Source organism: Hymenobacter puniceus (assembly GCF_014333525.1).
In the GTDB taxonomy this organism is placed as follows: domain Bacteria; phylum Bacteroidota; class Bacteroidia; order Cytophagales; family Hymenobacteraceae; genus Hymenobacter.
This window is the reverse complement of the sequence record NZ_JACSCX010000005.1, coordinates 286,645-312,104: the sequence shown is the minus strand read 5'-3', so window position 1 is coordinate 312,104 and position 25,460 is coordinate 286,645. Positions and strand designations below refer to the sequence as shown.

General features: G+C 60.5%; 24 protein-coding genes. 14 read left to right on the top strand and 10 right to left on the bottom strand.

Annotation, left to right across the window (positions count from 1 at the left end):
* Positions 1–34 precede the first annotated feature (34 nt).
* Positions 35–1,030, top strand: coding sequence for an alpha/beta fold hydrolase (locus H8B14_RS15655; RefSeq protein WP_187316596.1), 996 nt, complete (start codon positions 35–37; stop codon positions 1,028–1,030).
* 133 nt (positions 1,031–1,163) lie between these two features.
* Entirely contained in the window at positions 1,164–2,042 is an 879-nt protein-coding gene (locus tag H8B14_RS15650; RefSeq protein ID WP_187316595.1) for a hypothetical protein, read from the top strand.
* A gap of 108 nt (positions 2,043–2,150) precedes the next feature.
* Here the strand turns inward: H8B14_RS15650 and H8B14_RS15645 are convergent, their stop codons facing one another.
* From H8B14_RS15645 to H8B14_RS15635, 3 genes are all read right to left on the bottom strand, one after another.
* Complete coding sequence (locus H8B14_RS15645; protein WP_187316594.1) at positions 2,151–3,530, bottom strand: 4Fe-4S binding protein; 1,380 nt, start codon at positions 3,528–3,530, stop codon at positions 2,151–2,153.
* Between the two features lie 49 nt (positions 3,531–3,579).
* Positions 3,580–3,807: a hypothetical protein gene (locus H8B14_RS15640; protein ID WP_187316593.1), complete on the bottom strand. Its 228-nt coding sequence runs from the start codon at positions 3,805–3,807 to the stop codon at positions 3,580–3,582.
* 97 nt (positions 3,808–3,904) lie between these two features.
* Positions 3,905–5,203, bottom strand: a complete 1,299-nt coding sequence (locus H8B14_RS15635) for an NAD(P)/FAD-dependent oxidoreductase (RefSeq protein ID WP_187316592.1) — start codon at positions 5,201–5,203, stop codon at positions 3,905–3,907.
* A 283-nt stretch (positions 5,204–5,486) separates the two neighbouring features.
* On the opposite strand from H8B14_RS15635, the gene H8B14_RS15630 reads away from it, so the two are divergent.
* Together H8B14_RS15630 and H8B14_RS15625 are read left to right on the top strand one after the other, a co-directional pair.
* Complete coding sequence (locus tag H8B14_RS15630) at positions 5,487–5,903, top strand: hypothetical protein (protein WP_187316591.1); 417 nt, start codon at positions 5,487–5,489, stop codon at positions 5,901–5,903.
* Positions 5,904–6,177: 274 nt separating this feature from the next.
* Positions 6,178–6,885 (top strand): carboxypeptidase-like regulatory domain-containing protein, encoded by a 708-nt coding sequence (locus H8B14_RS15625; protein WP_187316590.1) that lies wholly within the window; start codon positions 6,178–6,180, stop codon positions 6,883–6,885.
* A gap of 204 nt (positions 6,886–7,089) precedes the next feature.
* On the opposite strand, the gene H8B14_RS15620 is transcribed toward H8B14_RS15625, so the two are convergent.
* A complete protein-coding gene (locus H8B14_RS15620) occupies positions 7,090–8,553 on the bottom strand; it encodes an APC family permease (RefSeq protein ID WP_187316589.1) in 1,464 nt (487 codons plus the stop codon).
* 299 nt (positions 8,554–8,852) lie between these two features.
* Between H8B14_RS15620 and H8B14_RS15615 the strand changes: the two genes are divergently transcribed.
* Positions 8,853–9,419 carry an FKBP-type peptidyl-prolyl cis-trans isomerase gene (locus H8B14_RS15615; protein WP_187316588.1) on the top strand — a complete coding sequence of 189 codons (567 nt, stop codon included), beginning with the start codon at positions 8,853–8,855 and terminating at the stop codon, positions 9,417–9,419.
* Positions 9,420–9,494: 75 nt separating this feature from the next.
* On the top strand, positions 9,495–9,734 hold the full coding sequence (locus H8B14_RS15610) for a hypothetical protein (protein ID WP_187316587.1): 240 nt from the start codon (positions 9,495–9,497) through the stop codon (positions 9,732–9,734).
* On the opposite strand, the gene H8B14_RS15605 is transcribed toward H8B14_RS15610, so the two are convergent.
* Positions 9,731–10,261: a hypothetical protein gene (locus H8B14_RS15605; RefSeq protein ID WP_187316586.1), complete on the bottom strand. Its 531-nt coding sequence runs from the start codon at positions 10,259–10,261 to the stop codon at positions 9,731–9,733. The genes H8B14_RS15610 and H8B14_RS15605 overlap by 4 nt on opposite strands.
* Positions 10,262–10,414: 153 nt before the next feature.
* Positions 10,415–11,023 carry a hypothetical protein gene (locus tag H8B14_RS15600; RefSeq protein WP_187316585.1) on the bottom strand — a complete coding sequence of 203 codons (609 nt, stop codon included), beginning with the start codon at positions 11,021–11,023 and terminating at the stop codon, positions 10,415–10,417.
* Positions 11,024–11,190: 167 nt separating this feature from the next.
* On the opposite strand from H8B14_RS15600, the gene H8B14_RS15595 reads away from it, so the two are divergent.
* The 3 genes from H8B14_RS15595 to H8B14_RS15585 all read left to right on the top strand — a co-directional run bounded on the left by H8B14_RS15595 (position 11,191) and on the right by H8B14_RS15585 (position 16,796).
* Positions 11,191–13,935, top strand: a complete 2,745-nt coding sequence (locus H8B14_RS15595; RefSeq protein ID WP_187316584.1) for a hypothetical protein — start codon at positions 11,191–11,193, stop codon at positions 13,933–13,935.
* A gap of 108 nt (positions 13,936–14,043) precedes the next feature.
* Positions 14,044–15,159 (top strand): AAA family ATPase, encoded by a 1,116-nt coding sequence (locus H8B14_RS15590; protein WP_187316583.1) that lies wholly within the window; start codon positions 14,044–14,046, stop codon positions 15,157–15,159.
* Between the two features lie 452 nt (positions 15,160–15,611).
* Positions 15,612–16,796 carry a PAS domain-containing sensor histidine kinase gene (locus tag H8B14_RS15585; RefSeq protein WP_187316582.1) on the top strand — a complete coding sequence of 395 codons (1,185 nt, stop codon included), beginning with the start codon at positions 15,612–15,614 and terminating at the stop codon, positions 16,794–16,796.
* Between the two features lie 178 nt (positions 16,797–16,974).
* Here the strand turns inward: H8B14_RS15585 and H8B14_RS15580 are convergent, their stop codons facing one another.
* On the bottom strand, positions 16,975–17,328 hold the full coding sequence (locus H8B14_RS15580; protein ID WP_187316581.1) for a hypothetical protein: 354 nt from the start codon (positions 17,326–17,328) through the stop codon (positions 16,975–16,977).
* Positions 17,329–17,892: 564 nt separating this feature from the next.
* Between H8B14_RS15580 and H8B14_RS15575 the strand changes: the two genes are divergently transcribed.
* From H8B14_RS15575 to H8B14_RS15555, 5 genes are all read left to right on the top strand, one after another.
* The gene (locus tag H8B14_RS15575; protein ID WP_187316580.1) at positions 17,893–18,387 is read left to right on the top strand and encodes a ferritin-like domain-containing protein; all 495 of its coding nucleotides are present in this window, start codon (positions 17,893–17,895) and stop codon (positions 18,385–18,387) included.
* A 269-nt stretch (positions 18,388–18,656) separates the two neighbouring features.
* Entirely contained in the window at positions 18,657–19,547 is an 891-nt protein-coding gene (locus tag H8B14_RS15570) for an RES domain-containing protein (protein ID WP_187316579.1), read from the top strand.
* A gap of 161 nt (positions 19,548–19,708) precedes the next feature.
* Positions 19,709–20,128: a hypothetical protein gene (locus H8B14_RS15565; protein WP_187316578.1), complete on the top strand. Its 420-nt coding sequence runs from the start codon at positions 19,709–19,711 to the stop codon at positions 20,126–20,128.
* The gene (locus tag H8B14_RS15560; protein ID WP_187316577.1) at positions 20,125–21,042 is read left to right on the top strand and encodes an isoaspartyl peptidase/L-asparaginase family protein; all 918 of its coding nucleotides are present in this window, start codon (positions 20,125–20,127) and stop codon (positions 21,040–21,042) included. Before H8B14_RS15565 ends, H8B14_RS15560 begins: the two co-directional genes overlap by 4 nt.
* Positions 21,043–21,389: 347 nt before the next feature.
* Positions 21,390–22,247, top strand: coding sequence for a cyanophycinase (locus H8B14_RS15555; protein WP_187316576.1), 858 nt, complete (start codon positions 21,390–21,392; stop codon positions 22,245–22,247).
* A gap of 189 nt (positions 22,248–22,436) precedes the next feature.
* Here the strand turns inward: H8B14_RS15555 and H8B14_RS15550 are convergent, their stop codons facing one another.
* The 3 genes from H8B14_RS15550 to H8B14_RS20900 all read right to left on the bottom strand — a co-directional run bounded on the left by H8B14_RS15550 (position 22,437) and on the right by H8B14_RS20900 (position 25,078).
* Positions 22,437–22,694: a hypothetical protein gene (locus H8B14_RS15550; RefSeq protein ID WP_187316575.1), complete on the bottom strand. Its 258-nt coding sequence runs from the start codon at positions 22,692–22,694 to the stop codon at positions 22,437–22,439.
* A 160-nt stretch (positions 22,695–22,854) separates the two neighbouring features.
* Positions 22,855–23,778: an SDR family oxidoreductase gene (locus H8B14_RS20905; RefSeq protein WP_222840618.1), complete on the bottom strand. Its 924-nt coding sequence runs from the start codon at positions 23,776–23,778 to the stop codon at positions 22,855–22,857.
* A 13-nt stretch (positions 23,779–23,791) separates the two neighbouring features.
* Positions 23,792–25,078 (bottom strand): family 1 glycosylhydrolase, encoded by a 1,287-nt coding sequence (locus H8B14_RS20900; protein WP_222840617.1) that lies wholly within the window; start codon positions 25,076–25,078, stop codon positions 23,792–23,794.
* Positions 25,079–25,460 lie beyond the last annotated feature (382 nt).

The window sequence follows — 25,460 nt, the reverse complement described above, 5'->3', positions numbered from 1 at the left end:
GCGTAAGCGGCAATTCACCTGTTTTGCTTTGCTGATGCTGCGTTTCTGCTTTCTGGTCCTGCTGTTGCTGCTGGCCCGCGTTGGGGCCACCCAATCGGTGCCCGCTACCCTCAATGCCACCCTCACCGGCTACGATTACCCGTTTGCGGTGCGCCTGCTGCCACTGAAGCTGGAAGGCCAGCCACTGCGCATGGCCTACATGGACGTAGCGCCCACGGCCCGCCCCAACGGTCACACGGTGGTGCTGCTCCACGGCAAAAACTTCTTCGGCGCCTACTGGAAGGAAACCATTCGGGCGCTGGCGGCGGCTGGCTTCCGGGTAGTAGTACCCGACCAACTGGGGTTTGGCAAGTCCGATAAGCCGGATATTCATTACTCGTTTCATCAGCTGGCCCGCAACACCCGGCAGCTGCTGGATACGCTGGGCGTGCAGCGGGCCGTGGTGGTGGGGCACAGCATGGGCGGCATGCTGGCCACACGCTTTGCGCTGCTCTACCCCGAAACCACCGAAAAGCTGGTGCTCGAAAACCCCATCGGGCTGGAAGACTACCGCGTGGGTGTCCCGTTTCAGTCCGTTGACCAAGCCGAAGCCACCGAGCGCAAAAGCACCGAGGCCAGCATCCGGAAGTACCACGCCACCTACTACCCGCACGGCTACCCCGCCGCCCACGACCAATGGCTGCTTCCGCTGGCCGCTCAAACCAAAAGCCCGGATTTTGGGCAGGTGGCCCGCGCTAATGCCCTCACCTTCGACATGATTTATCAGCAGCCGGTGTGCTACGAGTTTAGCCAGCTGCGGGTGCCCACGCTGCTGATTATCGGGCAGGACGACCGTACGGTGGTGGGAAAAGGCCTCATCAAAGACCCGCAGGTGCTGGCTGGCATGGGCCAGTATCCGGCGCTGGGCCGCCGAACAGCCGCCCAGATCAAAGGGGCCAAGCTGGTGCCGCTGGCGGGCGTAGGCCATATTCCGCATCTGGAAGCCACGCCGCAGTTTTTGGCGGCGCTGCTGGCGTTTGTGAAGCCGTAGAGCGTTGGCGGCTTTCAGTGCTGGCGGTACGCGGCCAACCGACGGGCGCGAACTGCCGCGGTGCCAGTCGCGCGGTGCCAGCAAGGTGGATGTGTGGAATCAGGCGTAAGTTGCGCTCGAATCCTACTTGTTTATGCTTCAAACTTATCTGCGTTGGCTGCTGCCAGCGTTGTTGCTGATGGCCACTCCGGCGCCGGCTCAGCGTGCTGCCCGCCCTCAATCCCGCCCGGCCCGCGCTGCTTCTCCTCGGCCCGCCGCCCAGTCCGCTAAGGCTCCGGTTGCAGTTCCGGCCAGCCCCCAGGCGCTGATTGTCAGTGTGGGAGACACCGGCAAAAGCGCCTTCGTAGTGCCACAGGTGCAGCTGCCAGATGCAACGGCCGCGGCCCGCATCAACCAATATTTGGTAGATGCGGCGTTGGGGGAAGATCTGGAACTGCTGCCGCAGCCCCTGACAGCAGCCAGCGGTATCCGGCAGGCGCTGGCCGAGTACGCAGCCAACGAGCAGAGCGGGTTTGTAGGCACCAGCTACGAGGTGCTCTACAACGACAACTATCTGCTGTCGGTGGCCCTTACGGCGGAGTATCTGACGGCCTATCCGTCGTCGGTTACCCGGCACGCCACCTTCGATTTGCACACGGGCCGCCTGCTGCAGGTGCGCGACCTGCTGGCCGATACCCTGGCGCTGCGGCAGCGCTGGCAGCAGTCCATCAACCGCCGTATCGGGGCGCACCTCGCCGCTTTGCCCACCAACTACCCCGAGCTGGACGCCGAAATGCTGGCCGATGTGCGCCAGCGCCTGCACTGGAACGACAGCACCCGCACCGCCACGCTCGAAGCCAACGACCCGCGCTTCTACGACTTCGCCCTCACGCCCTTCGGCCTCACGCTCTACTACGACTTCGGCTTCCCGCACGTTGTTCAGGCCCTGCAGCCCGAGGCCGACTACCTGTTTCCCTACGCCGAGCTGAGTGCCTGGCTGAAGCCGAAAGGCCCGCTGGACTTCAAGCGGTAGGGAGCGTGAGTCTACAGACGCAGACTCAGGCCAACAAGCACAGAAAAACGGCGGCACTTTCCTACTGGGAAGTGCCGCCGTCTTCTGTTATGGCAATCGATTGTTGGCTTAGTTCAGGATTCGCAGCGAGTCGGCGTGGATGAGCTGGCTGCCCTGGTAGCGGCCTTCGGTGGGGCCGTTTTCGAGGTTGAGCACGCCCCGCGGGCAGGCCGTGGAGCACATGCCGCAGCCCACGCACGAAGCCCGGATGATGGGCTCGCCGCGCTGGGCGTATTGCTTCACGTCGATGCCCATTTCGCAGACGTTGGAGCAGTTGCCGCAGGAAATGCACTGCGCGCCGTTGGTGGTGATGCGGAAGCGCGAAAAGTGCTTCTGCAGCAGCCCCAGGTACGCCGCCATCGGGCACCCAAACCGGCACCACACCCGCGCGCCCATCAGCGGGTAGAAACCCACGCCAATCACGCCCGAAAACACCGAGCCGATGGCGAAGCCATACGCCTTGGACAGCGGCTCCGTAACGGATTGCAGGGCCGGCACCGCACCCGAAGCGCCTACCCAGAGCAGCGCGGTAATCACCACAATCAGCACCAGCACGGTGTAGATGATGCGCACTTCCCAGCGCCAGGCGGCGCGGCTTTTGTCGGAGAGGTGGCGGTATGGGTCGCCGGCGGTTTCAGCCAGCCCGCCGCAGCCGCACACCCACGAGCAATACCAGCGCTTGCCGAAGAAATACGTGAGTATCGGGGTGCCTACAAACGACATCACCGCGCCCCAGAACACCATGAACACGCCCAGCGCGGGGCCGCCATCCTTGAGCAGATAGCCTACGGTGCCCGGAAACAGGTAGTCGTATTTGAGAGGCCAGAAGTACGAGAAGTAGTACTCGGGCCGCTGGAAGGCCAGCAGCAAGCCCGGCAGCAGGAACGCAAACCCCAACTGGAAGAACATTACCGACGCCGTACGAATGCGCTGATACGGCGAGTGGCGGTACTTCCAGAGTGCCCGGCCGCCCATCAGCAGCACCGCCAGCGTGTAGAAGGTGCCGTACAGAAACCACTGGTCAGAGGGCTTATGGCGCAGCCACTGGCTGAACGGGTCGAGGGCGTGGATGAGCTGGTTGAGCGGCCCGAAATTGCCCTGCCCGTCGTCGTTGCTGAACCAGTATAGCACTACGTAGAACCCAGTCAGCACCACGGCCGTCAGCCAGGCCACGGCGCCGCGGCTGCTGCTGGCGCGCAGCCAGAGGTTGTCCTGAAGCACGCCGGCCGGCTGCCGCCCGAACTTGTGCCAGGCCCAGCCCAGCGTGCCCGCGCTCAGCAGCAGCACCCCCACCCAGAAGCTGAGGCGCGCCCGATTGGCATCGGCATCAAAAGCCACGGTAAGCAGCGCCAGCAGCCCTAGCCCCACCACCGTGAGCAGGGTTTTTTCGGTGCCCGAGGTATTGGGTACCGGCGGGCGGGGCAGGGCGAGGTTGGAATCGAAGTTCATGGCAGACAGCGGAGTACAGGCGGAAGCAGGAGCCGAAGGCGGACTGCGCCTAATGATGGTGATGGTGCCCCTCATCAGGCTTGCCGAACAGGTTTAGCAGCGAGCCAACCACGTACAGCGCCGCCCAGCACACGTAGAGCCAGTTGTAGCCGGGCAGCGAGTGGTGCGTGAAAAAGTGCAGAATCAGATGCGCGCCGCCGCTCATAATCAGGCCGGTAACGGCAATGAACTGGAAGCTATTGAGGGCGCTGGGGCGGTAAAGCTTGGAGAAATCCACGGAGGAAGGGAATTATGAATTAAGAATGGATGGACTGTGAAATGAATAAATCCGGACTGATTTAACAGGCTGATCAATCATTTTTAATTCTCAATTCTTAATTTTTAATTGAAAGAAGCTGCTCGTTGAACGTACGCAGCATGGCGGGTTCGTGGCGGCGGAAAAATTCGGGGTCGAAGTTAGCGCGGCGCAGCTGGCGCAGCACCTCCTGCACGGGCGTACCGGCACGCAACCAGTTTTCCCACACGTCGTGGCGCTGCCGGATGCCCAGGGCATTGACGCCGGTTACGGCATTGCCCTGGTCGAGCCGGAAGTTGATGCGTAGAGCGTGGCGGCCGTTGGGGTGTTGCCAGTAGCAGGTTTGCTCGCCGGCTTCGGGCGTGGCTGGCACGCGGCCGTAGGTCTGGTATTCGAGCTGGAAGAACTTAGCCGAGTTAAACCACGGTCCGCGTTGATACGGCGTTGGCTGCCCGCAGATAGTGTAGGCCACGGTTTCGCCCTGCATGCGGCCGGTGTACCAAAGCTGCTCGATGGGCACTTCGCCGGCCGCGGGCTGGCGGTGCTGGGCGCAGTCGCCGGCCGCGTATACGTCGGGCAGGCTGGTTTGCAGGTGAGTGTCTACCAGAATTCCCCGGTCAGTTTCCAGGCTTGGGCAGGTGTGAGCCAGCGCCAGGTTGGGGGTTACGCCGGTTGCCAAGCCCACCCATTGGCAGGGCAGCTCATGGCCCTGGGTGGTGCGCACGGCACGCACCCGGCCGGCAGCATCAGGCACGATTTCGGTTAGCTCGGTGCCGTAGTGTACCGTAATGTGGTGTTCGCGCAGCTGTTGGTTGATTAGGGCAGCTTCTTCGGGCGGCAAAACCGAGCCCCAATAATGAGTGTCGCGCACGAGCATGGTCACGGCAATGCCGCGTGAGTGCAGCATCTCGGCCAACTCAATCCCGATCAGGCCGCCGCCCACCACCACGGCCTGGCGCACGCCGTGCGTGTCGCGGTGCATCTGCTCCAGATCGGGCAGGGAGTAGAGGCCCTGCACGCCCGGCAGGTGCTGGCCGGGCCAGCCCGCCCGTCGGCTCACCGAACCCGTAGCCAGCAGCAGCTTGTCATAAGTGAGAAGCTGGCCGTTGCTCAGGTGCACGGTTTTCTGGTCGGCGGCTAGTGTGGTGGCGGCGGCGTACACCAGCTCCAGGCGGTTTTCCAGCCAAAACCAATCCTCATAAGGCTTGATGTCCTGGGGGCGCAGGTGGCCCATGTACACGTACATGAGGGCCGTGCGGGAGAAATGGTGCGGCGTTTCATCGGACACTAGCGTGATGCGGGCTTCGGGGGAAAGCCGCCGCACGGCCAGGGCGCAACTGACGCCCGTAATACCGTTGCCGATGATAACGAGGTGCATAACGGGAAGAAAAAAAGAAAGGAGAGCCGGGCCACAAACATCGTCAATGTCAGACAAACCCTGCCGGTATAGCCCGGCCAGGCAATACGCTATACGGGCTGGGCGCAGACGGCGGTTTGGGGAAAGAGCCAGAGCGCGGCAGTCCAGCGGGGCCACTACCCCGCACTGGCTGCGTACGTGTGCATCGGAAATGCTTTGCCTGACACTTCCTGAAATGCACAACCTCGCAGGATAGGGCGCGTACCTACTGATTACGATTTCTCACCTTCTACAATTCCCCGACATGGCACTAGATAGTCTGTTTGGCAGCGGCGACGATGTCAACAAGAACGACCAGGAAAATAAGGACATCACCGATAACAACGCCACAGTCCACAACGAGCAGCTGGAAAAGGAGAAAGACTTTAAGTCGTTGATGAGCAACGGCAAAGAAGCCAGTGACCCCTCGGCAGCCCGCAACACCGGTGCCAATGGCTACACGCAGCGCAACGACCAGAAAAACCAGCTGGAGAATCTGCACATCGGGGGAAGCGAAACCGAGCCCCAGGGTGGCAGCGACCACCACAATGCTGGCGAGCAGGCCCAGGGCCCGGGCTTCGAGGCCGAGGGCAGTGTAGAGCTTGATCATCAGCTGCGCACGCAGGAGCAGAAGTTTGGCGAAGAGGCCCCCAGCGGCCCCGCCAAACCGGTTGAAGACTAGCGGACACGTAGCTGCTGCTTATCTTGAAAAATCCTCGCTCAGTAAAGAGCGGGGATTTTTTGTGCGCTATATCAGGGGCAAAGAAGCTTTTGCGAGAATGGAAATAAAAGGCACTATTAGGTTCAGTAGTCGCAAGAATTAGGATGGAATGTGACAGTTCCTATATCTTTAGGAACCCGTGGTGAATTCGTTTGTCAGGTGCTGCATTTTCAGCGCAGACCAGCCGGTTCGTTGCGGCCCGCGCTGCTTTTTCTCAACCTCCCAATCCATCCCTATGCCCACTAAATTTACTGTTCCTGAGCCTGAAACCGACAACGACACGCTGCAGAGCGAAGAAGAGGATTATTCTTCTGGCAACGGTCGGCTGGCGCTGATAGTAGGTGCCATTCTGCTGTTTGCCGTAATCGGCTACATGCTTTTGCCAGGTTCCAGCGGCCGCCGCGTCGTTACTACCATTATTCCGTCGGTGATGCTGGGTGAGGCCAGCGTGACGGGCGCCAAAGAAGTAGCTCCTGAAGCTCCGGCTGAAGAAGCCGCAACTGAGGAAGAAACGGCAGCTGAGGCGGTAAAACTTTCGGCTGCTGATGCCAAGAAGCCGGTAGTGCGTCCGGCCGCCGAAGCAGGCCTTGCGGCCCGCACGGCGGAGTCGGTTGCGCCGTTGGTGGCCGCTACTGCCGAAACAGCCCCGGCAGCCGAGGCTTCGCCGGCCGCTGCCGCTGCTCCAGCCACTGTTACGCTTTCAGGCCGCATTCTCGATGAAGACGGACGCCCGATGGCCGGCGCGACGGTGCTGCTGAAAGGCTCACGCAAAGGCACTGGTACTGATGCCAATGGCAACTATACGCTGGAAGTGCCGGCCGGCGAAAACGCCCTCGTGTACGGCTACGGCGGCTACCAGGATCAGGAAGTGCGCACCCGCGGCTCTCAGCCCGTAAACGTGACGCTGCTGCCCTCGGAAGGCACCAAACGCCGCCGCAAGTAGTGGCTAGTAGATAGTATGGCGTATTAGGTAGTGAGTAGCTAGTATCGAGCATTGAGATTGAGTGCCGGACCAAACGCTCGGCATTCGCACAAACGTCGCACTGCTGAATGCCTGATATCAACTACCCATTGCTGCCCCGAAACGAAAAAGGCCTTCCCGGATATCCGGGAAGGCCTTTTTCGTTTCGGGGCAGATAGGCTTGCTCTACTGCTGCTGCCTGCCGAAGCGTTTGCCGAACAGGTAGTACACCGGCACACCTACTGCTACCAGCAGCAGCCCCAGGCCAGCGTCGCGGGCCGTGGCCGGCGACACCAGCAGGATGATGCAGAAAGCCGAGGCCAGCACCACGTACAGCAGCGGGATTACGGGGTATCCCAGCGCCCGGTAGGGGCGCGGTGCATCGGGCCGGGTGCGGCGCAAAATGAAAATGCCGATGATAGTGATGACGTAAAACAGAATCACCGAGAACATCACGTAGTTGAGCAGCTGCCCGTAGGAGCCTGAAAGGCACAGTCCGCAGGCCCAGATGCACTGCGCCCACAGCGCCACGCCAGGCACGCCGGCTTTATTGAGGCGGGCCATACCGGGGAAGAACAGGCCGTCTTTGGCCATGGCATAATAAGCGCGGGCGCCACTCAGAATGATGCTGTTGTTGGCCCCAAAGGTGCTGATCATAATCAGCACAGCCATAAAGCCAGCGCCTACTTTGCCTAGGATGCTGCCCGCTACGGCGGTACCCACCCGGTCGTCGGCGGCATACATGATGCCGCGGCTCATAAGGTCGGAAGCGGCAGCAGCCGGGTCGCCGTGCAGCGGCAGCACCAGCAGATACACCAGGTTGATGAGCAGGTACAGGCCCGTGACGATGCCCGTGCCGATGGCCATGCTCAGCACGATGGTGCGCTCGGGCCGCACGATTTCGTCGCCGGAGAAGCCGATGTTGTTCCAGGCATCAGAGCTGAATAAAGAGCCGGTCATGGCCAGCCCGATGGCGCCTACCAGGCCCCAGGTGGTGAGGGGCGTGCCCTGGCCGGCAGCGTCGTAGCTCACGGCCTCCCACATGTTATCGAAGTTGACACTCACGGCCTGGTCGCTGATGCCCAGCGCCAGCCCAAACAGAATCAGCAAGGCCAGCGCTACCAACTTGGTGCTGCCGAAGATGTTGGAAATCAGCTTGCCGCCGCGTACCCCGCGCGAGTTCACCCACGTCAGGCCCACCAGCATACCAATCGCCAGCAGCATCACGGTGGAGAATTTCAGCGGGCCCAGCTCAAACAGCACGTTCTGCTCGCTGAACCACGGCACCAGCACGCCCACAAACCGCGCAAACGCCACCGCCACGGCCGCAATTACGCCGGTCTGAATTACGAGAAACAACGACCAACCATAGAGAAAGGCCACGAGCTTGTTGTAAGCCTCGCGCAGATACACATACTGCCCGCCCACCTTCGGGAACATGGCGGCCAGCTCGCCGTAGCTCACGGCGCCGGCCAGCGTAATGAAGCCCGTTATCAGCCACACTACCAGCAGCCAGCCCGCCGAGCCGACCTGCCGCGCAATGCCGGCCGAGACAATAAAAATACCGGAGCCAATCATGCTGCCGGTAACAATCATGATGGCGTCGAACAGCGTAATGGCCCGCTGAAAATGGCCTTGTTTCTCAGACATAAAAAGAGCGAAAACAGGATTAGGGCCGGGAAGATAGAAGGATTCTGAGCACCACATACCATCCGAGTGGATGACAGCGCCAGAAATCAGCGGTCCGGAACCATTGGCGGGGGCGGCGCTGTAGTGGGCAGTAGGGCTGGCAGTGGTCGGGTAATGTGCGTACTTTTGATTGCCGCATAGCTACAATTGCCATGGGCTGGCTAGTGCCGGCCCTGGCGTTGGCAGACTCGCAGCAACTTGCTGCAACCCTTGGCGGCAGAACGGCCTCTTGCCTTTAATCAGCCCTTCACTTTTCGTATATGCTTTCTTCTTTCTCCCGCATTCTTTCTCGCATCCGTTTCGCCCTTGCCGGTAGCTTGCTGCTCTCGTCAGCAGTGCTGTTTACGGCCTGCAACGACTCCGGCATCGACATTGACGCCCTGAATGCGCAGGCGCTGTTGCGGCAGAAGCAGGTGCGCACGGCCGACTCGCTGGCCATCACCAAATACATTGCCGACAGCAGCTTTACTACGGCGCGCCGGCAGCCTTCGGGCCTGTACATCATCACCAAAAAGGCTGGTGCCGGCAGCCTGCCCACTGCCGGCCAGCAGGCTTCGGTGGTGTACACTGGCCGCCTGATCAGCAACAACCAGGTGTTCGATAAGTCGCGCATCGGGGCCGATGGCCTACCGGTGCCGTTTGTGTACCGCGTAGGTGGCGGCCAGGTAATTGCTGGCTGGGAGCTGGGCATTGCGCAGCTGCGCAAAGGTGAGAAAGCCATTCTGCTGATGCCTTCGGAACTGGCCTATGGCCCAACTGGTGCCAACGGCGTTGTCCCGCCCGACGCTCCGTTGCGCTTCGATGTGGAGCTGACAAACCTCCAATAACTGCTGATGCTTGCCATATGGGGCAGCCGCTGGAACTTCCGGCGGCTGCCCCTTTGGTTTTGTAGCCCTGGCCCAATGAAGAAGAGCAGTTTGCTGACGGGTGCGCTACTGCTGGCGGCCGTGGCGCAGGCCGAGAAGTTCAACCACATAGAGTACCAAGTGGCTGCGCTGGCTCAGGGGCTGCTGTTGGCGGCGGGTGGGAGCGTAGCCGTGGCTATTATCCTGGTAACATGTCTCGTTGTGCGGCAGCGGCGCAAAAGACAGCGGGCCCGGGAGTGGGAAAAGGCATTCTACGAGTCTTTACAGCATCCTTAAAATTCACTACGGTCGTACCAGCTGCGCATGCGCCATGGGTCGCCTTTCTGGCGGCGCACCAGCATCAGCCGCGCCGAGCCGGCCCCAGTGAACCGCTGATTGTCGCGCTGCTCGATGCTAAGCTGGAAGTTGCGCTCCACGTAAATCAGCGTGTCCGAAAACAGCGTGTCGGTAGTAGGCAGATACTGGGTCCACTGCAGATTGGCAGTGCGCGAGGCCAGAAACAGGCGGTAAGTGGTGGCAATTTCCACGTCGCGGTTCCAGGTGCGGTCCAGGTTGGCCGCAAAGTCGCGGTACGTGAACGTGAAGCGCCGGTCCAGCAGCTGGCCGTAGAGCGTGGAGTCGCGCAGCTGGTAGGCGCTCCGGAACCGCTCGAAGAAGCCGCGCACCGTCACGGGGTTGCCCAGCAGCTGGTTAGGGTCGGTGGGCTGGTCGTCGAGGCCGGGGGCAAAGGGGTTACAGCCCGCCGCACCTACGGCGCAGAGAGTAACAGAGCAACGGAGTAGCTGAGTAAGGTGCTTTGGCATACGATAGTCCATTCTGATACCCGAACAACTACTTACTGCTGTTACACAGGGTCTTTCTTGAAGCGCTGTGGGAAGTAGCGCGAACTACAAAGTTCGCGCTACTTATCACTGTGTAACATTAATTACTCAGTTACTCAACTACTCAGCTACTCTTCAGTTGCGGATGAAATACTGCTTCAGGTCGGTCCAACTCATGGCGCTGGATGTGCGCTGGTCGCGCCAGCTCGCTATTTTCCACTCGTTGTTGCGCCGCCGCACCAGCAGCCGGATGTTGCCTTCCAGCATTGTGGAGCGAAATGCCGTGTCCGACTGCACAATCCGGAGCTGGTAGAGCGCCGAAACCTCGGCCGAATCGGCGGTGAAAAACTGGTCGCGGCGGCCACTGAACGTGAGCTGGTTCTGGGTGGTGGCAGATGAGCGGCGGCGCAGGCCGTTGAGGTAGTCGCGCTCCTCGTTCACGCTCCAGTTGGCGAAAAGCGTAGTGGCAGTGCCAGCCGCCGTGGGGTCGGGCAGGAAGCGGTACTGCGGCCCCACAAACGTGCGCTCGTAGTTTACCACGTTCAGCGTTTGCACAGCCGTTGTGAAATTGGCCAGCAGAATATCAATCTGAGTGGGAGGCAGCCAGTCGCTGGCCGCGCCGGCCGGTTCGGGCTCACGCAGCTGAAAGCAGGACGAAAGCAGCATCAGCGGCGCCACCAGCAGCCCGGCCCGCGGGCGAGCTGCCGCATTCCGAAAACCGAGAAATCTGCGGCGAAATGTCATGCTTGAAGATAAGCAGATTTGCATTCCGACAACTCCGGTTTCACCAATTCGGCTAACTGTATTGCTGGCCATTAACTGGCCACTGGCTGCCAGAAGCCGTATGACGGGCAGTAAATCGGTTGGCTACGGCTGAATAGCTACTTTTGCCGCCCGCTCCCGGTGTTCCAATGTCGAAAAAGCTACTTGTACTCCTTACCGGTCTGTTTCTGCTGGCGGCGCTGGCGTCGTACGTGTACTACCGGCGCACGGTAGCCGCCGTCCCCGTCGACCCCTGGGCGCTGGTGCCCGACGATGCCGTGCTGGTGACGGCTACCCGCGACCAGCCCACGCTGGTGCGCCACCTCAAGGAAACGCAGGTTTGGGACAACCTTACCACCGTCAGCTACTTTCAGAGCCTGGAAAACACCGTGGCCATGATCGACAGCCTCACCGGCAGCCGCAACGTGGTGCTGCGCTTTCTGGGCCGCAAAAACGTGCTGACGTCGGTGCACGTCACCGGGCCCGGGCGCTTCGATGTGCTGCTGCAGGTGCCTGTGGGCAGCGTGCGCGAGTACCGGCAGGTGCGCAGCCTGGTGGATGCGCTGGGCCGCGACCCGCAGTTTCGGGTGCGCACCCGCGACTACGAAGGCACGCTACTTACGGAAATCACCGAGCCCGGCACCGAGCGCGGTCTGACGTTTATCAACCACCGCAACCATCTGGTATTCAGCTCCAATTCGCAGCTGGTGGAAGCCGTGGTGCGCCGGCTAGCGGAGCCCAAGCAGCCTACCGTAGCGGCCGACTTCCAGGGCACTGACTTCTTCCGGCTGCGCGACGTGGATGCCACCTTGCTGGTGAACTACCGGCGCCTGCCGCAGTTGCTGGGCGTGTTCTTTCGGTCGGATGTGGTGCCGGGGATTGGGGCCGTAACCAGCCTGGCCCGCAACGGGCAGCTGGAAATGAAGCTGGCTGGCAACAAGGTGGTGCTCAATGGCTTCGTGAATCCCGAAACTACGGCCGGTAGTTTGCACGAGCGGCTACGTGGCCAGCCCGCCCAACGCCTGCGCATGGCCGAAGTGCTTAGTATGCGCACCGCCCTGCTGGTGCACCTGGGGCTAGGGCCGGCTAGTATCCTGCGCAACCCCCGCGCCACCACGGCGCGCCCCGATACGCTCAATCCGGACGCTTTGCCGCTGCTCGACAGCCTCACGGCCGGCCTCAGCCAGGAAGTGGCGCTGGTTTACCTGGCGCCGCCCACGGCCCGCGTGAAGCCCGGCCGCCTGGCCCTGATGTGGTGCGCCCGCCCTGCGCAACAGGCCTTGCTGCTGGGCCAGCTACGCCGAGTGGTGGGCGCCAGCCCGTCGTTCGAGCGGGTGGGGCCTTACCAGATTCACCAGACCGGCGTGCCGGAGCTGCCAGCCCGCTTGGTAGGGCCGCTGTTTGCCGGCTTCCGGGCGCCGGTGGTGGCAGTGGTGGGCAGCTACCTGGTTTTCGGGGATGATGCCGCCGCGCTCCGGGCCTGGCTGCAGGATGTGGCGGCCGAGAATGTGTGGGCCCGGTCGCCTACGCAGGTGGCTTTCTTGCAGGAAACCCAGCCGCTGGCTCGCCTGAGTGTGGTGTTGGACACTCGCAATGCCTGGAACCTGCTGCTGCGCGGGCTGGTGGAAGAGCGCCGGGCCGGGCTGCTGCGCAACGAGTCGTTGTTTAAGCGGTTTCCGCAGGTGGCGTTACAGCTGGTGCCAGCCGCCAACGAGCAGGAGGATGGTGCCCAATATTTCAGCCAGCTGCTGCTGCGCCACCCGCTGGTGGGGCCGGCGGTGGCACGGCCGCAGGGCAGCACCGGCACGGGCAGCGTGCTGGCCTTCAAAACGCCGCTGGCCGGCGCTCCGCTGCTGGTGCCCGTGGCCGGCGCTACCCGCCCCGGCGTGCTGGTGCAGGATGCCGCGCAGGTGCTGCACTACGTGACGCCCGAAAACGTGGTGGCCTGGTCTGACTCGCTGCCGGGGCCGCTGGTGGGTCGGGTGCTGCGCCGCATAGTGGCAGGCCGCGCCGGCTACCTGCTGGCCACGGCCGGCCAGCTGCACTTCCTGGATCAGCAGGGCCGGCCGGGGCCGCAGTTTCCGCTCAACCTGCCCGATTCGGTGCGGGCCACGGCCCTGAGCGTGTCGCCGGAAGGAGCGGGGGCCGCCCCGCGGCTGCTGGTGACGGGTGGGGGCGGCAACCTATTTCTGTACGACACCAACGGCAACGCCTACCCTAACTGGCAGCCCAAGCGGCTGGATTTCAACCTGGCTGCCCCACCGCTCTATCTGGTAGTGGGCGGGCGCGACGTGCTGGTGGTGCTTCTGGAAAACGGCTACGTCTACGCCTTCGATCAGCAGGGCGGAACTTACCCGGGCTTCCCCATCAGTATGGGGGCGCGGCTGCAAAGCGAGGCTCTGGTGGAAACGGCCGGCCCCACGCTCAGCCGCACCCGCCTCACCACCGTCAACCAGCACGGCGAGCAGGTGACGTTCACGCTGGCCGGCGACATCGTGAGCCGGCGCCGAGTGTCCACCTGGAGCCGCAGCTCAGTGTTTCGCCTTATTTCTGACCAGCAGCGCCGCTCTTATGTGGTGGCCCGCGAGGAAGGTGGCCAAGTGGATGTGTTTGAGGCCACCGGGCGGCGTGTGCTGGGCCAGCGCTTTCTTACGTCGGGTTTCAAGCCGGTGCAGTTTTTCGATTTCGGGGGTGGGCGGCGCGTGTATGCCCTCACCGAGCCCGGCCCCCGTAAGTGCTACCTCTACGACAGCCAGGGCCGGCTGCTGGGCGGGCAGCCATTCGAAAGCAGCGCTTCGGAAATCGGGCTGGAGTATGAGGCGGCCACCAACACATACCACCTGTACCGCACGGCCAACTCGGAAATGCGCCGGACCGGACTGCAGCTGAAATAGCTGCTACTTGGGCTGATGCTGCCCGCCGCTAAGCCGGCAGAAGTACAAAACTCAATATATTGCCTGTCCCGCCAGCTGCTTTTCCGGCGGGCCTCAACTTTCGCACGCTTGAACCCTACTTCTACAACTGCTACTCCTTCCTGGCCTATCGGGCTGGTGGTGGGCAAGTTTCTGCCGTTTCATGCCGGCCACCAGCTGCTGCTGGAGCAGGCGGCCGCCCGCGTGCAAGACCTCTACGTGCTGGTGTATTCCAACCCCGACCCGGCCACGATGGACGCCGAAACCCGCGCCAACTGGATCCGGCAGATTTATACGCCGGCCGGCGCCGAGCCGGGCATGCCGCCGCGCATTGGTACTACAGTGCTGCATGTGGTGGCGCTGCCAGTAGGCCAGCTGCCCGTGCCGCCCAACGAAGCCGACGACCACTCGCACCGCGAGTTTGTGCGGCGCTGGCTGCGGCAGCAGCCATTGCAGCCCGATGTGGTGTTTGCTTCCGAGGAATACGGCCCCGGCTTCGCGGCCCATATCGGCGCCGAGTACGTGGCGGTGGACCCTGCCCGCGCAACGGTGCCCGTTTCCGGTACTCAGATTCGGGCAGACCTGTATGGGCATACCGCCTTTCTGCATCCGGTGGTGCAGGCGCACTTTCACTCGCCGCAGTTCATCCGCAAGATTGTATTGATGGGGGCTGAAAGTACCGGCAAATCGACGCTAAGCAAGGCGCTGGCCACCGCCTATGGCACGGTGTGGGTGCACGAGTACGGCCGCACGCTGCACGAGGAAAAGAACGGCGCCACCGACTTCGACGACCTGCTCTACATTGCGCACCGCCACCGCGAGCTGGAAGACGAAGCCGTGCCGCACGCCCGGCACTTCCTTTTTGTAGATACCAATGCTGCCACCACGGCGCAGTTTTCGTACTTCTATTACGCCCGCTGCGCCCCCGAGCTGCTTACCTTGGCCGCCGAGTGCCGGCAGCGCTATTTCCACACCTTCCTTTGCGCCCCCGATATTCCGTACGAAGATGACGGCTGGCGCGACCCGGAAGCCCTGCGCGACTTTCACCACGGTATGGTGGCCATGCAGCTTGATATGCTGCAGATTCCGTACACGTTGCTCACCGGCTCGGTAGAGGAGCGCCTACAGCAAGTGTACGCCGTGCTTGGCGCGCCGCAGAATATGCTGGCCTCCGACCTCACCACCGACCCGCGCAAGTGGGGGTGAGCAGTGAGTGTATGCACCAGATGAATACTTCGGCATTCGGGCAGTCATACGCTCTAATTGGCAATCCGCTTACGGTTTTGGTGGTCGGAGCCAACAAGGGCAAGATTGTAATGAATGCAGTGAAGCATAAAAGCCCAACTACCAATCAAGCACTGATTGGCAGTTGGGCTTACTACTGCCAAACCCCGCCTAAACAAAGGCAGATACCCGCTCATAGTAAATTCAGTTCTTACCGCAGGCCGACCGCATAACTACGCAGAGGGCCGCGTGAATTACGGAGTGAAACCTTAGTTGCGCGCTGTCAGTGGCATCGGGCCTAGCCAGAGCTGTGAAAGCTGTATCTGTAAGACCACTGCATTACTGTTTGCGCTGAACAGTGGTATATAGTCAAGACAATATTAGGCTCTATCTTACCTCGCCTAATACTCCTCAGCTTTTTGCTGAACCCCGCTATGAAAACCTCCAACCAACCCCTTCCAAATAAACAACAAAACGTACTTCAGCCCAAAGAGCCGCTGCCCGGCAATACAGCATCTGCCCAAGTACCGCCAGCTGCCCCCACAGACCAGGCGCATGACCGTTTCCGTACAATATTCGAAAATTCGCCGTTTGGGCAAAAAATCATTAGCTCCGATTTGATTATCCGGCAGGCCAACCAAGCTATGCTGGAGATGCTGGACTGCACCCGCATGGAGGACGTGGTAGGCCACCGCATCATGGAGTTTGCCCACCCCGACCACCGCGACGACTGGCACTTTCTGCAGCAGCGGCTATGGAACCACAAGCTACTGAGCTTCACCCTAGAAACCTGCCTGGTACGCGCTGATGGGTCTTCTTTCTGGTGCCAGGTTACCTCTATTTGCTTTTTTGATGGCAACGAGGAGCTGGGCTACACGCAGCTGGAAGATATCAGCGACCGGAAAGCCCTGGAACTGTCGTTGAAGCGCCTCTATGATATGCAGGAAACTGTCCTGCATATGGTTACGCACGATTTGAAGGTGCCTATTGCCCATATTCAGTTGCTCGCCGAACTGCTGCAGCGCGAGCTAGACGAAACCAGGAATCCCAAATCCGGGCAGGAGTCAGGACACTATCTGTTCCTTATTCGCCAGGCCTGCGCCGATGCTACCAAGCTACTGCACGACATATTACTGCTAGGTTCGCTAGATGCCGGCCACCTGAAGAAACAGCCAGTTGACTTGGTTGACCTGCTGCAGCGCCGGCTGGCAACCTACCAGCTGGCTGCTATTGAAAAAGGCCTTGTCCTGGCGGTAGAGCTACCGTCACAGTCTCTGCCGGTCAACCTGAATCTGGATAGTTTTGGGCGGGTGATAGACAACCTGGTGAGTAACGCCTTGAAGTTCACTCCCGTTGGCGGCCACGTGACAGTGGGGCTGCAGGAAAATGCCGGCCGCGTGCTGCTGACGGTGCGTGATACTGGTATCGGCATTCCGGAGGCGCTGCAGGCCAACTTATTCGAGAAATTTACTTCCTCGGCCCGCCCTGGCATTGGTGGGGGCGCTGCCACAGGCCTGGGGCTGTTCATCACCCGGCAGATTGTGCAGCTGCACCGTGGCAAGCTGTGGGTGGAAAGCCAGGAAGGCAAAGGAACCTGCTTTTTCGTGGAACTGCGCTAGGCGTGCTAGGCAGGCAAGTGCCTGATCTGAAGTGCCTAACAGCCACGAAGGGCTGTATGCTGGTTTCTCCGCTATAGCATGCCGCCAATAGCAGCACCCACTCTCCCTAACACAAACCGGCCGGCCTCATCAGGAGGCCGGCCGGTTTGTGTTAGGGAGAGTGGTACCAGCAAAAAGCTCAGTAAGTACCGCCGGGACCATTGGTTCTGGTACTGCCAGAGGTAGCGCCGTTGGCTGCGTCGGTGTTGCTGCCATTAGTGCCGGAACCGGTTGAGCTACCCGAATTTCCGGCACCCATTGTGGAGTTGCCATTCATGTCATCCGTATCACCGGTGGCACCGCTGCTCATACCGTCGCCGTTGTCATTCATGGCGCTGGTATCCATAGTTGCCTCAGTACCGCCCCCTGTTCCAGTGCCAGCAGGATTGGTGGTAGTAGTTGTTTCGGGGCCGCTATTGGAGCTGCAGGCAGCCAGCTGCGTGCCAATAAGCACTAAGCCCAGTAATGCGGGTCGGAAAGATGATGTGTACATGATAGACTTACTTAAAGAAAAGTGAAAGAATTGTTGTGTCGGTTATACGATTGATAATGAGGCTAAAGAGGAAGGATTATTACGTGTTCTGGTCAGGAAATACGTAGGAAGAAACACGGTAAATCTGTCTGTTACTCTTGGTGGTAGCACTTGATGGCAGTGCTCAATGCTACCTGGCAAGCCAGGACTGCTGGAAGCTGCAGTACAGCCGTTCTGCTACTGCCGCCCGGTGCCAGTCGCCAGCCGGTACAGACGCCACTTTTGATACCGTTGTACCGGGAAGCTTGGGTAACCTACCCACGCAGTAGCCGTGCGTAAACTGCGGAATTATCTACGCTATAATACGTATTTGCTGCCTGCGTACTTCCTGCAATTCCACTCCGTTCTATGAGGCTTGTGATTCTGTAATTATTTGATAATCAATAATTTAAATTTGATAGCGAATGTGGCTCAGGCAAGTTTTCCGTTGCTCAGGAGTTAACGTGCCTGGTAGGGAAGGCGTAAGCAACGAGGGGCCGCAACACCGGCCGATACCCTCATTATTTCCACCTTTTCCTCTTTCCCATGTTCGATAAACTGGAAACCCTCGACGACCTGTTTGAGATGCAGCTCAAAGACCTATACAGTGCCGAAAGCCAATTGCTCAAGGCATTGCCCCAGATGGCCAAGAAAGCCAAGGATGGCCGCCTGCAGGCTGGCTTCACCAAGCACCTGCACGAAACAGAAACGCAGCTTCAGCGCCTGGAGCAAATCGGCAAAGCACTGAACCTCGACCTCGACGGCCATACCTGCAAGGCCATGGCCGGCCTCATTGCCGAAGGCCAGGAAACCATGTCGGAGCGTGCCACTGAAGAGGTGATGGATGCTGCCCTGATTGCTTCTGCTCAACGCATTGAGCACTACGAAATTTCCGGCTACGGCACTGCTGCCCACTATGCCGAGCGTCTCGGCCACGTTCAGGCCGCCGGGCTGCTCCGCCAGACACTAGAGGAAGAGCAGCTCACCGACACCAAGCTCAATGATCTGGCCAAGAACTACCTCAACCAGAAAGCACTGTAGCCCGCAACTGCCCCAAGAACGGCTGCATGGCCTGCCAAACGAAGCCGACGCATCTCGGCCCTGCCCTGTACCAAGCTACTGAGGTACGATGCACGTTGCCGGCTAAGTCAACATCAGCAACTGGCACAACAGGAGAAACTGCAGTGGGAGAGATGCTTCAATAAGACCGTCAGCACGTGCAGGCAACCAATAGAACTGTAAATACTTATCGTGCTCTTGCCCTTGCTTGCCGCCCCGGGCATGGGACAGGAGTTGGCTTGCTGCTTCCCATGAAAACCGGCTTCCCAACTGCTTCAGCTACGCAGGCCAGGCACCAGCTAGCTTCGCTAAGGCACCTTAATCTGCGGCAGCACTCCATCGACGAGCTGGTGGAGCGCGTGCGTAAGCTGCTGGAAGGTCAGCCGTTGCGCTGCCTCACGCTGGCGCCTGGCCGGCTGCTCTACCGCGGCATCCTAAGTGATAAGCTGCCTGAGCGGCTGGCAGATGTATCGTATCCGCCAGCGGAAGCGGTACAGCAAAACCAGCGCGCTAACAGGGCCGGAGCGTCTATGTTCTACTGCAGCGCTACGTGGCACCCACCGTTTTTCGAGGCTCATGTGCAGCCCGGCGACGGTATCGTTATTGGGCGCTGGCAAACGCGGCAGCCGCTGCGCATCCTCAGCTTCGGCTACGCCGATATCTGCACAGATGACCCGCATTCAGACCGTGAGAAAGCCCTGCGCCGTGCCTTGGCCCAACTACCTGACGAAACCCGCGAGCTGGCCGCTTTTCTCACCCATACTTTCACTAAGCCTGTGGATGAAACAAACCATCACCACTACCGCCTCTCCATTGCCATAGCTGAAGCCTGCCAGCTAGGCAATGCATTCGACGGGCTGCTGTTTCCGTCGGCAGCCATGGCTTCCCCAGCCCACAACCTGGCCTTGCACCCCGCCTGCCTCGATGCCGCCAAGCTCACGCTGGACTATGTGGAGCATCTGCGCGTGCATCACGTATCGGCTGACACAGATGTGCTGGATGTCCGCTCACTCGACATTGCCTGCTCTGCTGACCCCGATGGGCACCTGAAATGGCAGGGCCGCCCCGGCAACTGGGTGCTGCGCGAGGGCAGCACTGCTACCGACTGCTGGCTGCAAAACGGTGTGTGGCGCTGTGCCTGACAGCGTGATGTGCGAGGGCAGTGCCTCAGCAGCAGAAACTGCCCGGTATAAAAACTGAAAGCAGAAGCTGGGCTTATTCGCGAACAGCTCAGCTTCTTGCTCGCTGCTACGCTACTCCAAGGCGCATAATACACCAGTCTGTACTTTTCCAACGCTGCGCTATGCACCCCACCTTTGCCCTGGCCCACAAGGAAGTGTTGGCACCTGCGCCCAGCATCTCCTTTGCTGTGCGCCACTCCCGGGAAATACCAACTTACTATGAGCTGAGCCTGGAAGACAGCCAGGGCAGCCGAGCGCACTGGGTTGTTCCGCTGCCACTCAAACAACTCAACAAACGTCCGGTACTGTTGTGGCTCTTGTCGGCTTCACCTATGCTCAATTCGCTGGCCCGCCTAGAATCTGGTGCCGTACAGCTGGCTTCAGAACACGTCGGTATTAGCGGCAATTTGCGCACCGAGCTGGCGCAGGGCCTGCTCCGCCTCAATTTCAGCGGCCGCCTGCTGCGTGGCTACTACCGCCTGCAATGCCTGCCCACCGGCTGCGGGCAGCTCTGGCAGCTTACTCCTATTGGTCAAATATGAAAAAGTATGCCCTCGTAATCCATGGCGGTGCCGTGACGATGAAGCCCGGCGAGCTAAGCCCGGAAGAAGAAACTGCACAGCGCGAAGGCTTAACGGAAGCCCTGCAGGACGGCTGGAAAATTCTGCACCGCGGCGGCCTGGCTCTCGATGCAGTGGAAGCTGTAGTGCGGAGCCTTGAAGACAACGAGCATTTCAATGCCGGGCGTGGCAGTGGCCTCACCCAGCAGGGCGAGGTGAAAATGGATGCCGCTATTATGGACGGCCGTACTCTGAAGGCGGGTTCCGTAAGCGCCGTGCCCTACGTGCAGAATCCCATCAGCCTGGCCCGTGCCGTGATGGAGCACAGCCCACATGTGTGCCTTGCTGAGCTTGGGGCTCTGGAGCTGGCTCTGGAAAAAGGCCTGCCAGTGAAAGGCCCCAGCTATTTCGTCACCGAAAAAACCTACCAGCAGTGGCTGGGAATTGTGCAGAAGGAAGGCGCCATGGCCGGCCACGACACCGTAGGCGCCGTGGCACTCGACCAGGACGGTAATCTGGCCGTGGCCACCAGCACCGGCGGTATTGAAGGCCAGCTGAAAGGCCGCGTTGGTGACAGCCCTGTGCTGGGAGGCGGCACCTACGCCAGCAACGACTCCTGCGCCGTGTCCTGCACCGGCGACGGAGAGGTGATTATGCGCGGCGCACTTGCGCACGAAGTCTACGCCCTGGTGAAATATAAAGGCCTGCCGTTGGCTGAAGCCTGCCAGGCTGCCCTAAGCCTGCGCGCCGACGAGCTGCGCGGCGACAAGGGCATGATTGCCATCGATAAAGACGGCAATGTTGCATTAGAGTTCAACACCAACTTCATGCGCCGGGCCTACCACGTAGGTGGCGGCAAACCGGTAGTGGCTATGTGGAAAGAAGAACAGGAATAAATTGCCTGTGGCCTACACCAGCACCTGTCAATTTCCAACTCCTGTGTGAGATACTTTATCGGGCTTGCTGATGAATGACTATAGCTGAGAGCTTCAAACCGCAGTTAAAATACGGGTTTTCCGAAGTCCAGAACCAGTATTTCTGGCGCCATAGAAGGCGCTGTGGTGCCGTACAAACATCCGAGCTTTTCCTGCTATGCACTTGGGCAGGAAGTAGCTGAGGCCTCTCTCTATTTTTTAGTGTTTGCTTTAGGCCTCCTTATCTCTGCCGGCGCTTCACTGGCGTCAGTCAGTTGAGGCGCCGGTATCAGGTAGCAGCGCTGCCTTTTTCACTCTCTTTTCCCATTATGCCCAACATATTTCCTGTTCCCAAAGGCAAACTGCTTCTTATTGGTGGCCATGAGCAGCGCGAGAAAGCCGGTCCTTCGCACGAGCAGTCACCGGAGTTTATTTTGCAGCGATTTGTGGATGAGCTACCCAAGAAAGGTACCATCGTCGTCATTCCTACCGCGTCAGAAGAGCCAGAAGTTTCAGCCAAAGACTACGTTGACCTTTTCAATACTCTTGGCCTCAAGCATGTTGAGGTGCTGAACATACAAAGCCGTGAGCAGGCCAACAGCGTGGAGGCGCTGGAAATACTGAATCGGGCCAATGGCGTGATGTTTACGGGCGGCGACCAGCTGCGCCTCACAGCCCTGCTTGGGGGGACGCTGGTGCTGGAACGCCTCACAGAACGCTACCTGCGCGAGCCGATAATTATTGCGGGCACCAGCGCGGGGGCCACTGCCATGAGCACTCCCATGATTTATCAGGGCCGCAATGATGCCGGCTTCGTGAAAGATGAAATCCACATCACCACTGGCCTGCAGCTACTGCGTGATGTAGCCGTGGATACGCACTTCATTGCCCGGGGCCGCATCGTGCGTATGGCTCAGATTATTGCTACCAATCCCGGCTGCATCGGCCTGGGTTTGGAAGAAGACACCGCCGTGCTCGTCACCAAAGGCAATGAGCTGGAGGTTATCGGCAACGGTATTGCGGTGCTGCTGGATGGCCACGGATGCACGGGCAACACGATTCCCGAAGTGCAGCCCGGAGAGGTGTTTTCCATCCGCGACCTGCGCCTGCACCTGCTGGCCAAAGGGCAGCGCTTCACGTTGCCCGGCTTTTTCTCCAGCAAGCCCCCGGTTGAAACGCCGGAGTAAGTTGCCTGCAATTGATTCAAGCAGCAGCGTAACCCAGGCGGGTAAAATGTGGATTGTACAATCACAGAAGACCCCGGCCCCGGCAAAGCAGCAGTTGCCAGACAGCTGCTGCTTTGCCGGGGCCGGGGTCTTTCAAGGACGGCAGTACCGCCAACCAGTAGCTTTGCCGGAGGCTATACTGCTTCTGCTTTAGCGCATAATCTTGCCTTGATTGTCCCAATGGCTGGATTTCACTTCCAGGCTGCCCGGCTGGCGCTTGATGGTACGCGTGTACCGTTCGCCAACTATCAGCCCATCGGGCCGCCGCTGGCCGAAGAACAGCAGCACCGGCTCGCCATGCTCGTTGGTAACAAAGGTGATGTCGTAGCCTTTAAACACGTCGTTGATGCTGGTTTTAGGCTCGAAGATTTTGCTTAGCTTTTTGTCTAGCTCGGGGTGCAGAGGCATGAGGCAGATTCGTGTTGAGGACAGATTTAACTAAAGTTTCCGGGTACTAGGCTGTACCTTATGTATGCCAGCTACTCTGTGGGGCATAGCGGCTGTTCGATTGGAGCGCAACGCAACAGAGTGGTTCTGGCAGGCTATGTGTGGCAGTTGGCTTTACCATTCATTCAACCAGCAGCGCTGGGGGATTTGCTGACTGCAGCAATTGTTCGTCAATCAAATAGCGTTGCAGGGCATTTTCCACACTCGGTAGCAGCATGCCCTGTTGGCTGCGCAACGCGCTGAAACCAGGCCGCACCGCTGCCCAGCTAAACGACGATACCGGCTGGGGCACAATGCCCGTACTATCGAGGCCAGCAGCGGCTACTGCCTGGCGGGCCAGCTCAGCCCAGGTACAGGTGCCGTGGTTGGCGAGGTGCCAGATGCCGTGCTCCTCGTCCAGCAGCAGGTCGAGGGCAGTATTCACCAGGTCAGGTACATAGGTGGGCGAGATGAGCAGGTCGTTGGCGGCGGGAAAAAGCTGGCCGGTGCGGGCAGCGGCCAAAGCATGGTGCACGAAATTGTGCGAGTCCCAGGCACTGAAAAAGGCGCTGGTACGCACCACCAGCGCCGTTGGCAGCCAAGTCAGAACTGCCTGCTCGGCCTGTTGCTTGCTGTGGCCATAGAAGTTGAGGGGCCGGGTACGGTCGGTTTCGAGGTACGCATGGTTTTGCCCTCCGTCGAATACCAGGTCCGAGGAAAAGGTGAGCAGCTGGATGCCGCGGGCCGCACAGGCTTCGGCCAGCAGCGCCGGGCCAATGGTATTTTCGCGGTAGCAGCGGGCCATATCGGTTTCAGCCTCATCTACGCGCACATAACCTGCAGCATTCACTACGGCCCAGGGCTGGTAGCGCTCCAAGGCCCGGTTAATTGCCGAGGCATCCGCAATGTCCAGTTCGGCGCGGCCGAGGCACACTGCTTCCAGCCCACGAATGCGGCACACCCACCGGAACGCCTGGCCCAGCGTACCGGTGCGGCCCGTTATGAGCAAAGGTGGGCTGCCAAGCGAAGCTGTTTCGGTAGCTGACAAAGGGGTAGGGTAGTTCATGCGAAAAAGGAAATCAGGCGGTTGCATAGAAGCGCGTGGGACGCTGCCACCAGCCAGGACCTTGCAGGACGGGGTGCTGATGGTGGCCATGGCGGGCCAGGTTTTGCACCATTTTGCAGAGGGCCGTGGGGCGGGGCTGACCACCGCGCACATCAAACGCCCCACTTTCATAGGAGGCTCCATCGTGGGTGAGCAGGTTGTCCCAGTCGTAAGCACCCAGCAACGACCACACCGTGAGGCCGCGCACATCCACGCCGCTGGCCCGCAGGCGGTTGGTAGCCTCCCAGGCTTGGTGCAGCCAGCGCATCTGCTCTTCGCGGGTGCACCCCAGGTGCGATTCTGTTACGGCTAGTGGCCGGCCGTAGCGCGCCCAGGCTTGCTGTAACACGCCTTCCAGGCCCAGTAAATGGGCATCAGGTACGCGCACTGCCTCCACATCAACGTAGGCGGGGCGTCCACTCAGGGCTGGCAGTGTGCCCCGGCCGGGGTAGAAGCGGAGCCGGTCATCCAGAAACCGCTCACTGGTGGCGTAGTAGTTGATGCCCAGAATGTCAGGCGGGAGCGGATCGTACTGAAAGTTCAACAGCTCGGCAGTATGCAGGCCGTGGCGGCGCAGATACGACCACAGCGGGTGCTGCTGCGTCACGGCGCCGCTCAGCAAGTCGAACGTTAGCCAGCGCCGATGATTCTCAAAGCTAGCCTGGTCGGCCAGAAGCGGCGTCGAATGGGTCTGGCCCAGGTCTTCGGTTTGCACCAGCTGCGCCGCGGGATTTACGCGCCGGATGGCCTGCATCGCCAGTTTGGTGGCAAGCAGTTGGTTGTAGAGGACACGCACAAACGCGGCATCGGTGGTGCCGTGGGGATACCATAGCCCATAAAGACCACTAAAGCGGGCTGTGGTCAGAGGCTCGTTTACGGGGGTGTAGTAACGCACCCACGGGTAGCGCCTAGCTACCAGGCCGGCGTAGCGGGCTAGGCCAGGAGCAAAATCAGGCTGGTTGAGGGCAGTGTAGCGGGGGCCGCTTCCATGGTGCACCAAACCCACAATCGGCTCGATGCCCAGGGCCTGCAGCCGGGGCAGCCGCTCGTCAGGCCAGCGCCAGTCAGGGTGGTCGAGGCTATCGGGGGCTGTGTGCTCCCAAAGTACCGGGTAGCGCAGCGTACGTAAGCCCAGCTCGGCAAACAGGTCGAGGTCGGTTAGCCGGTGCCGGTGCCCACTGCGCGTGAGCTGGTCGGAATAGCTGTCTTCAATCCGCCGGCAGGTGCATTCGACCCCGCCCCATAGTTCGACGTTCGTCATGGGTTGGGTGGTGGAGATGGTGAGGTTGGGGCGGCAGAGCGGATCCTCAGCAGATAGTGCGGTACTACCAGCAATGGAGGCATATCCAGGCTTGGAGCAGGAAAGTGCTACCGGTTACACCCTACATAGGGCGGCCAAATTCCAACAAGCGGGGGTGAGGCCAGCATACCGGCCTGCTGTAATACGGCGGCCACTTTTTAGGCGGTGTAGCTTCTGGCGCAATGGGTGCGGTATTCTGGGAAGCACCGGTTGCCGCAAGCAAAGCCAACCATGGGCGAGACAGGGAAGCGTCGGTTTTCATGGGTAGAGCGTAGGAACAGGCCTAGCGGCAATGGCACACCAGGGCCTGTTTCTACGGCTGAAAATGCCGGACGGAGGGCCG

Excerpts from the sequence above, each read along its gene's own strand:
- H8B14_RS15655 (WP_187316596.1), top strand. The coding sequence starts at position 35 with ATGCTGCGTTTCTGCTTTCTGGTCCTGCTGTTGCTGCTGGCCCGCGTT.
- H8B14_RS15650 (WP_187316595.1), top strand. The coding sequence starts at position 1,164 with ATGCTTCAAACTTATCTGCGTTGGCTGCTGCCAGCGTTGTTGCTGATG.
- H8B14_RS15645 (WP_187316594.1), bottom strand. The coding sequence starts at position 3,530 with ATGAACTTCGATTCCAACCTCGCCCTGCCCCGCCCGCCGGTACCCAAT.
- H8B14_RS15635 (WP_187316592.1), bottom strand. The coding sequence starts at position 5,203 with ATGCACCTCGTTATCATCGGCAACGGTATTACGGGCGTCAGTTGCGCC.
- H8B14_RS15630 (WP_187316591.1), top strand. The coding sequence starts at position 5,487 with ATGGCACTAGATAGTCTGTTTGGCAGCGGCGACGATGTCAACAAGAAC.
- H8B14_RS15625 (WP_187316590.1), top strand. The coding sequence starts at position 6,178 with ATGCCCACTAAATTTACTGTTCCTGAGCCTGAAACCGACAACGACACG.
- H8B14_RS15620 (WP_187316589.1), bottom strand. The coding sequence starts at position 8,553 with ATGTCTGAGAAACAAGGCCATTTTCAGCGGGCCATTACGCTGTTCGAC.
- H8B14_RS15615 (WP_187316588.1), top strand. The coding sequence starts at position 8,853 with ATGCTTTCTTCTTTCTCCCGCATTCTTTCTCGCATCCGTTTCGCCCTT.
- H8B14_RS15610 (WP_187316587.1), top strand. The coding sequence starts at position 9,495 with ATGAAGAAGAGCAGTTTGCTGACGGGTGCGCTACTGCTGGCGGCCGTG.
- H8B14_RS15605 (WP_187316586.1), bottom strand. The coding sequence starts at position 10,261 with ATGCCAAAGCACCTTACTCAGCTACTCCGTTGCTCTGTTACTCTCTGC.
- H8B14_RS15600 (WP_187316585.1), bottom strand. The coding sequence starts at position 11,023 with ATGACATTTCGCCGCAGATTTCTCGGTTTTCGGAATGCGGCAGCTCGC.
- H8B14_RS15595 (WP_187316584.1), top strand. The coding sequence starts at position 11,191 with ATGTCGAAAAAGCTACTTGTACTCCTTACCGGTCTGTTTCTGCTGGCG.
- H8B14_RS15585 (WP_187316582.1), top strand. The coding sequence starts at position 15,612 with ATGAAAACCTCCAACCAACCCCTTCCAAATAAACAACAAAACGTACTT.
- H8B14_RS15580 (WP_187316581.1), bottom strand. The coding sequence starts at position 17,328 with ATGTACACATCATCTTTCCGACCCGCATTACTGGGCTTAGTGCTTATT.
- H8B14_RS15575 (WP_187316580.1), top strand. The coding sequence starts at position 17,893 with ATGTTCGATAAACTGGAAACCCTCGACGACCTGTTTGAGATGCAGCTC.
- H8B14_RS15570 (WP_187316579.1), top strand. The coding sequence starts at position 18,657 with ATGAAAACCGGCTTCCCAACTGCTTCAGCTACGCAGGCCAGGCACCAG.
- H8B14_RS15565 (WP_187316578.1), top strand. The coding sequence starts at position 19,709 with ATGCACCCCACCTTTGCCCTGGCCCACAAGGAAGTGTTGGCACCTGCG.
- H8B14_RS15560 (WP_187316577.1), top strand. The coding sequence starts at position 20,125 with ATGAAAAAGTATGCCCTCGTAATCCATGGCGGTGCCGTGACGATGAAG.
- H8B14_RS15555 (WP_187316576.1), top strand. The coding sequence starts at position 21,390 with ATGCCCAACATATTTCCTGTTCCCAAAGGCAAACTGCTTCTTATTGGT.
- H8B14_RS15550 (WP_187316575.1), bottom strand. The coding sequence starts at position 22,694 with ATGCCTCTGCACCCCGAGCTAGACAAAAAGCTAAGCAAAATCTTCGAG.
- H8B14_RS20905 (WP_222840618.1), bottom strand. The coding sequence starts at position 23,778 with ATGAACTACCCTACCCCTTTGTCAGCTACCGAAACAGCTTCGCTTGGC.
- H8B14_RS20900 (WP_222840617.1), bottom strand. The coding sequence starts at position 25,078 with ATGACGAACGTCGAACTATGGGGCGGGGTCGAATGCACCTGCCGGCGG.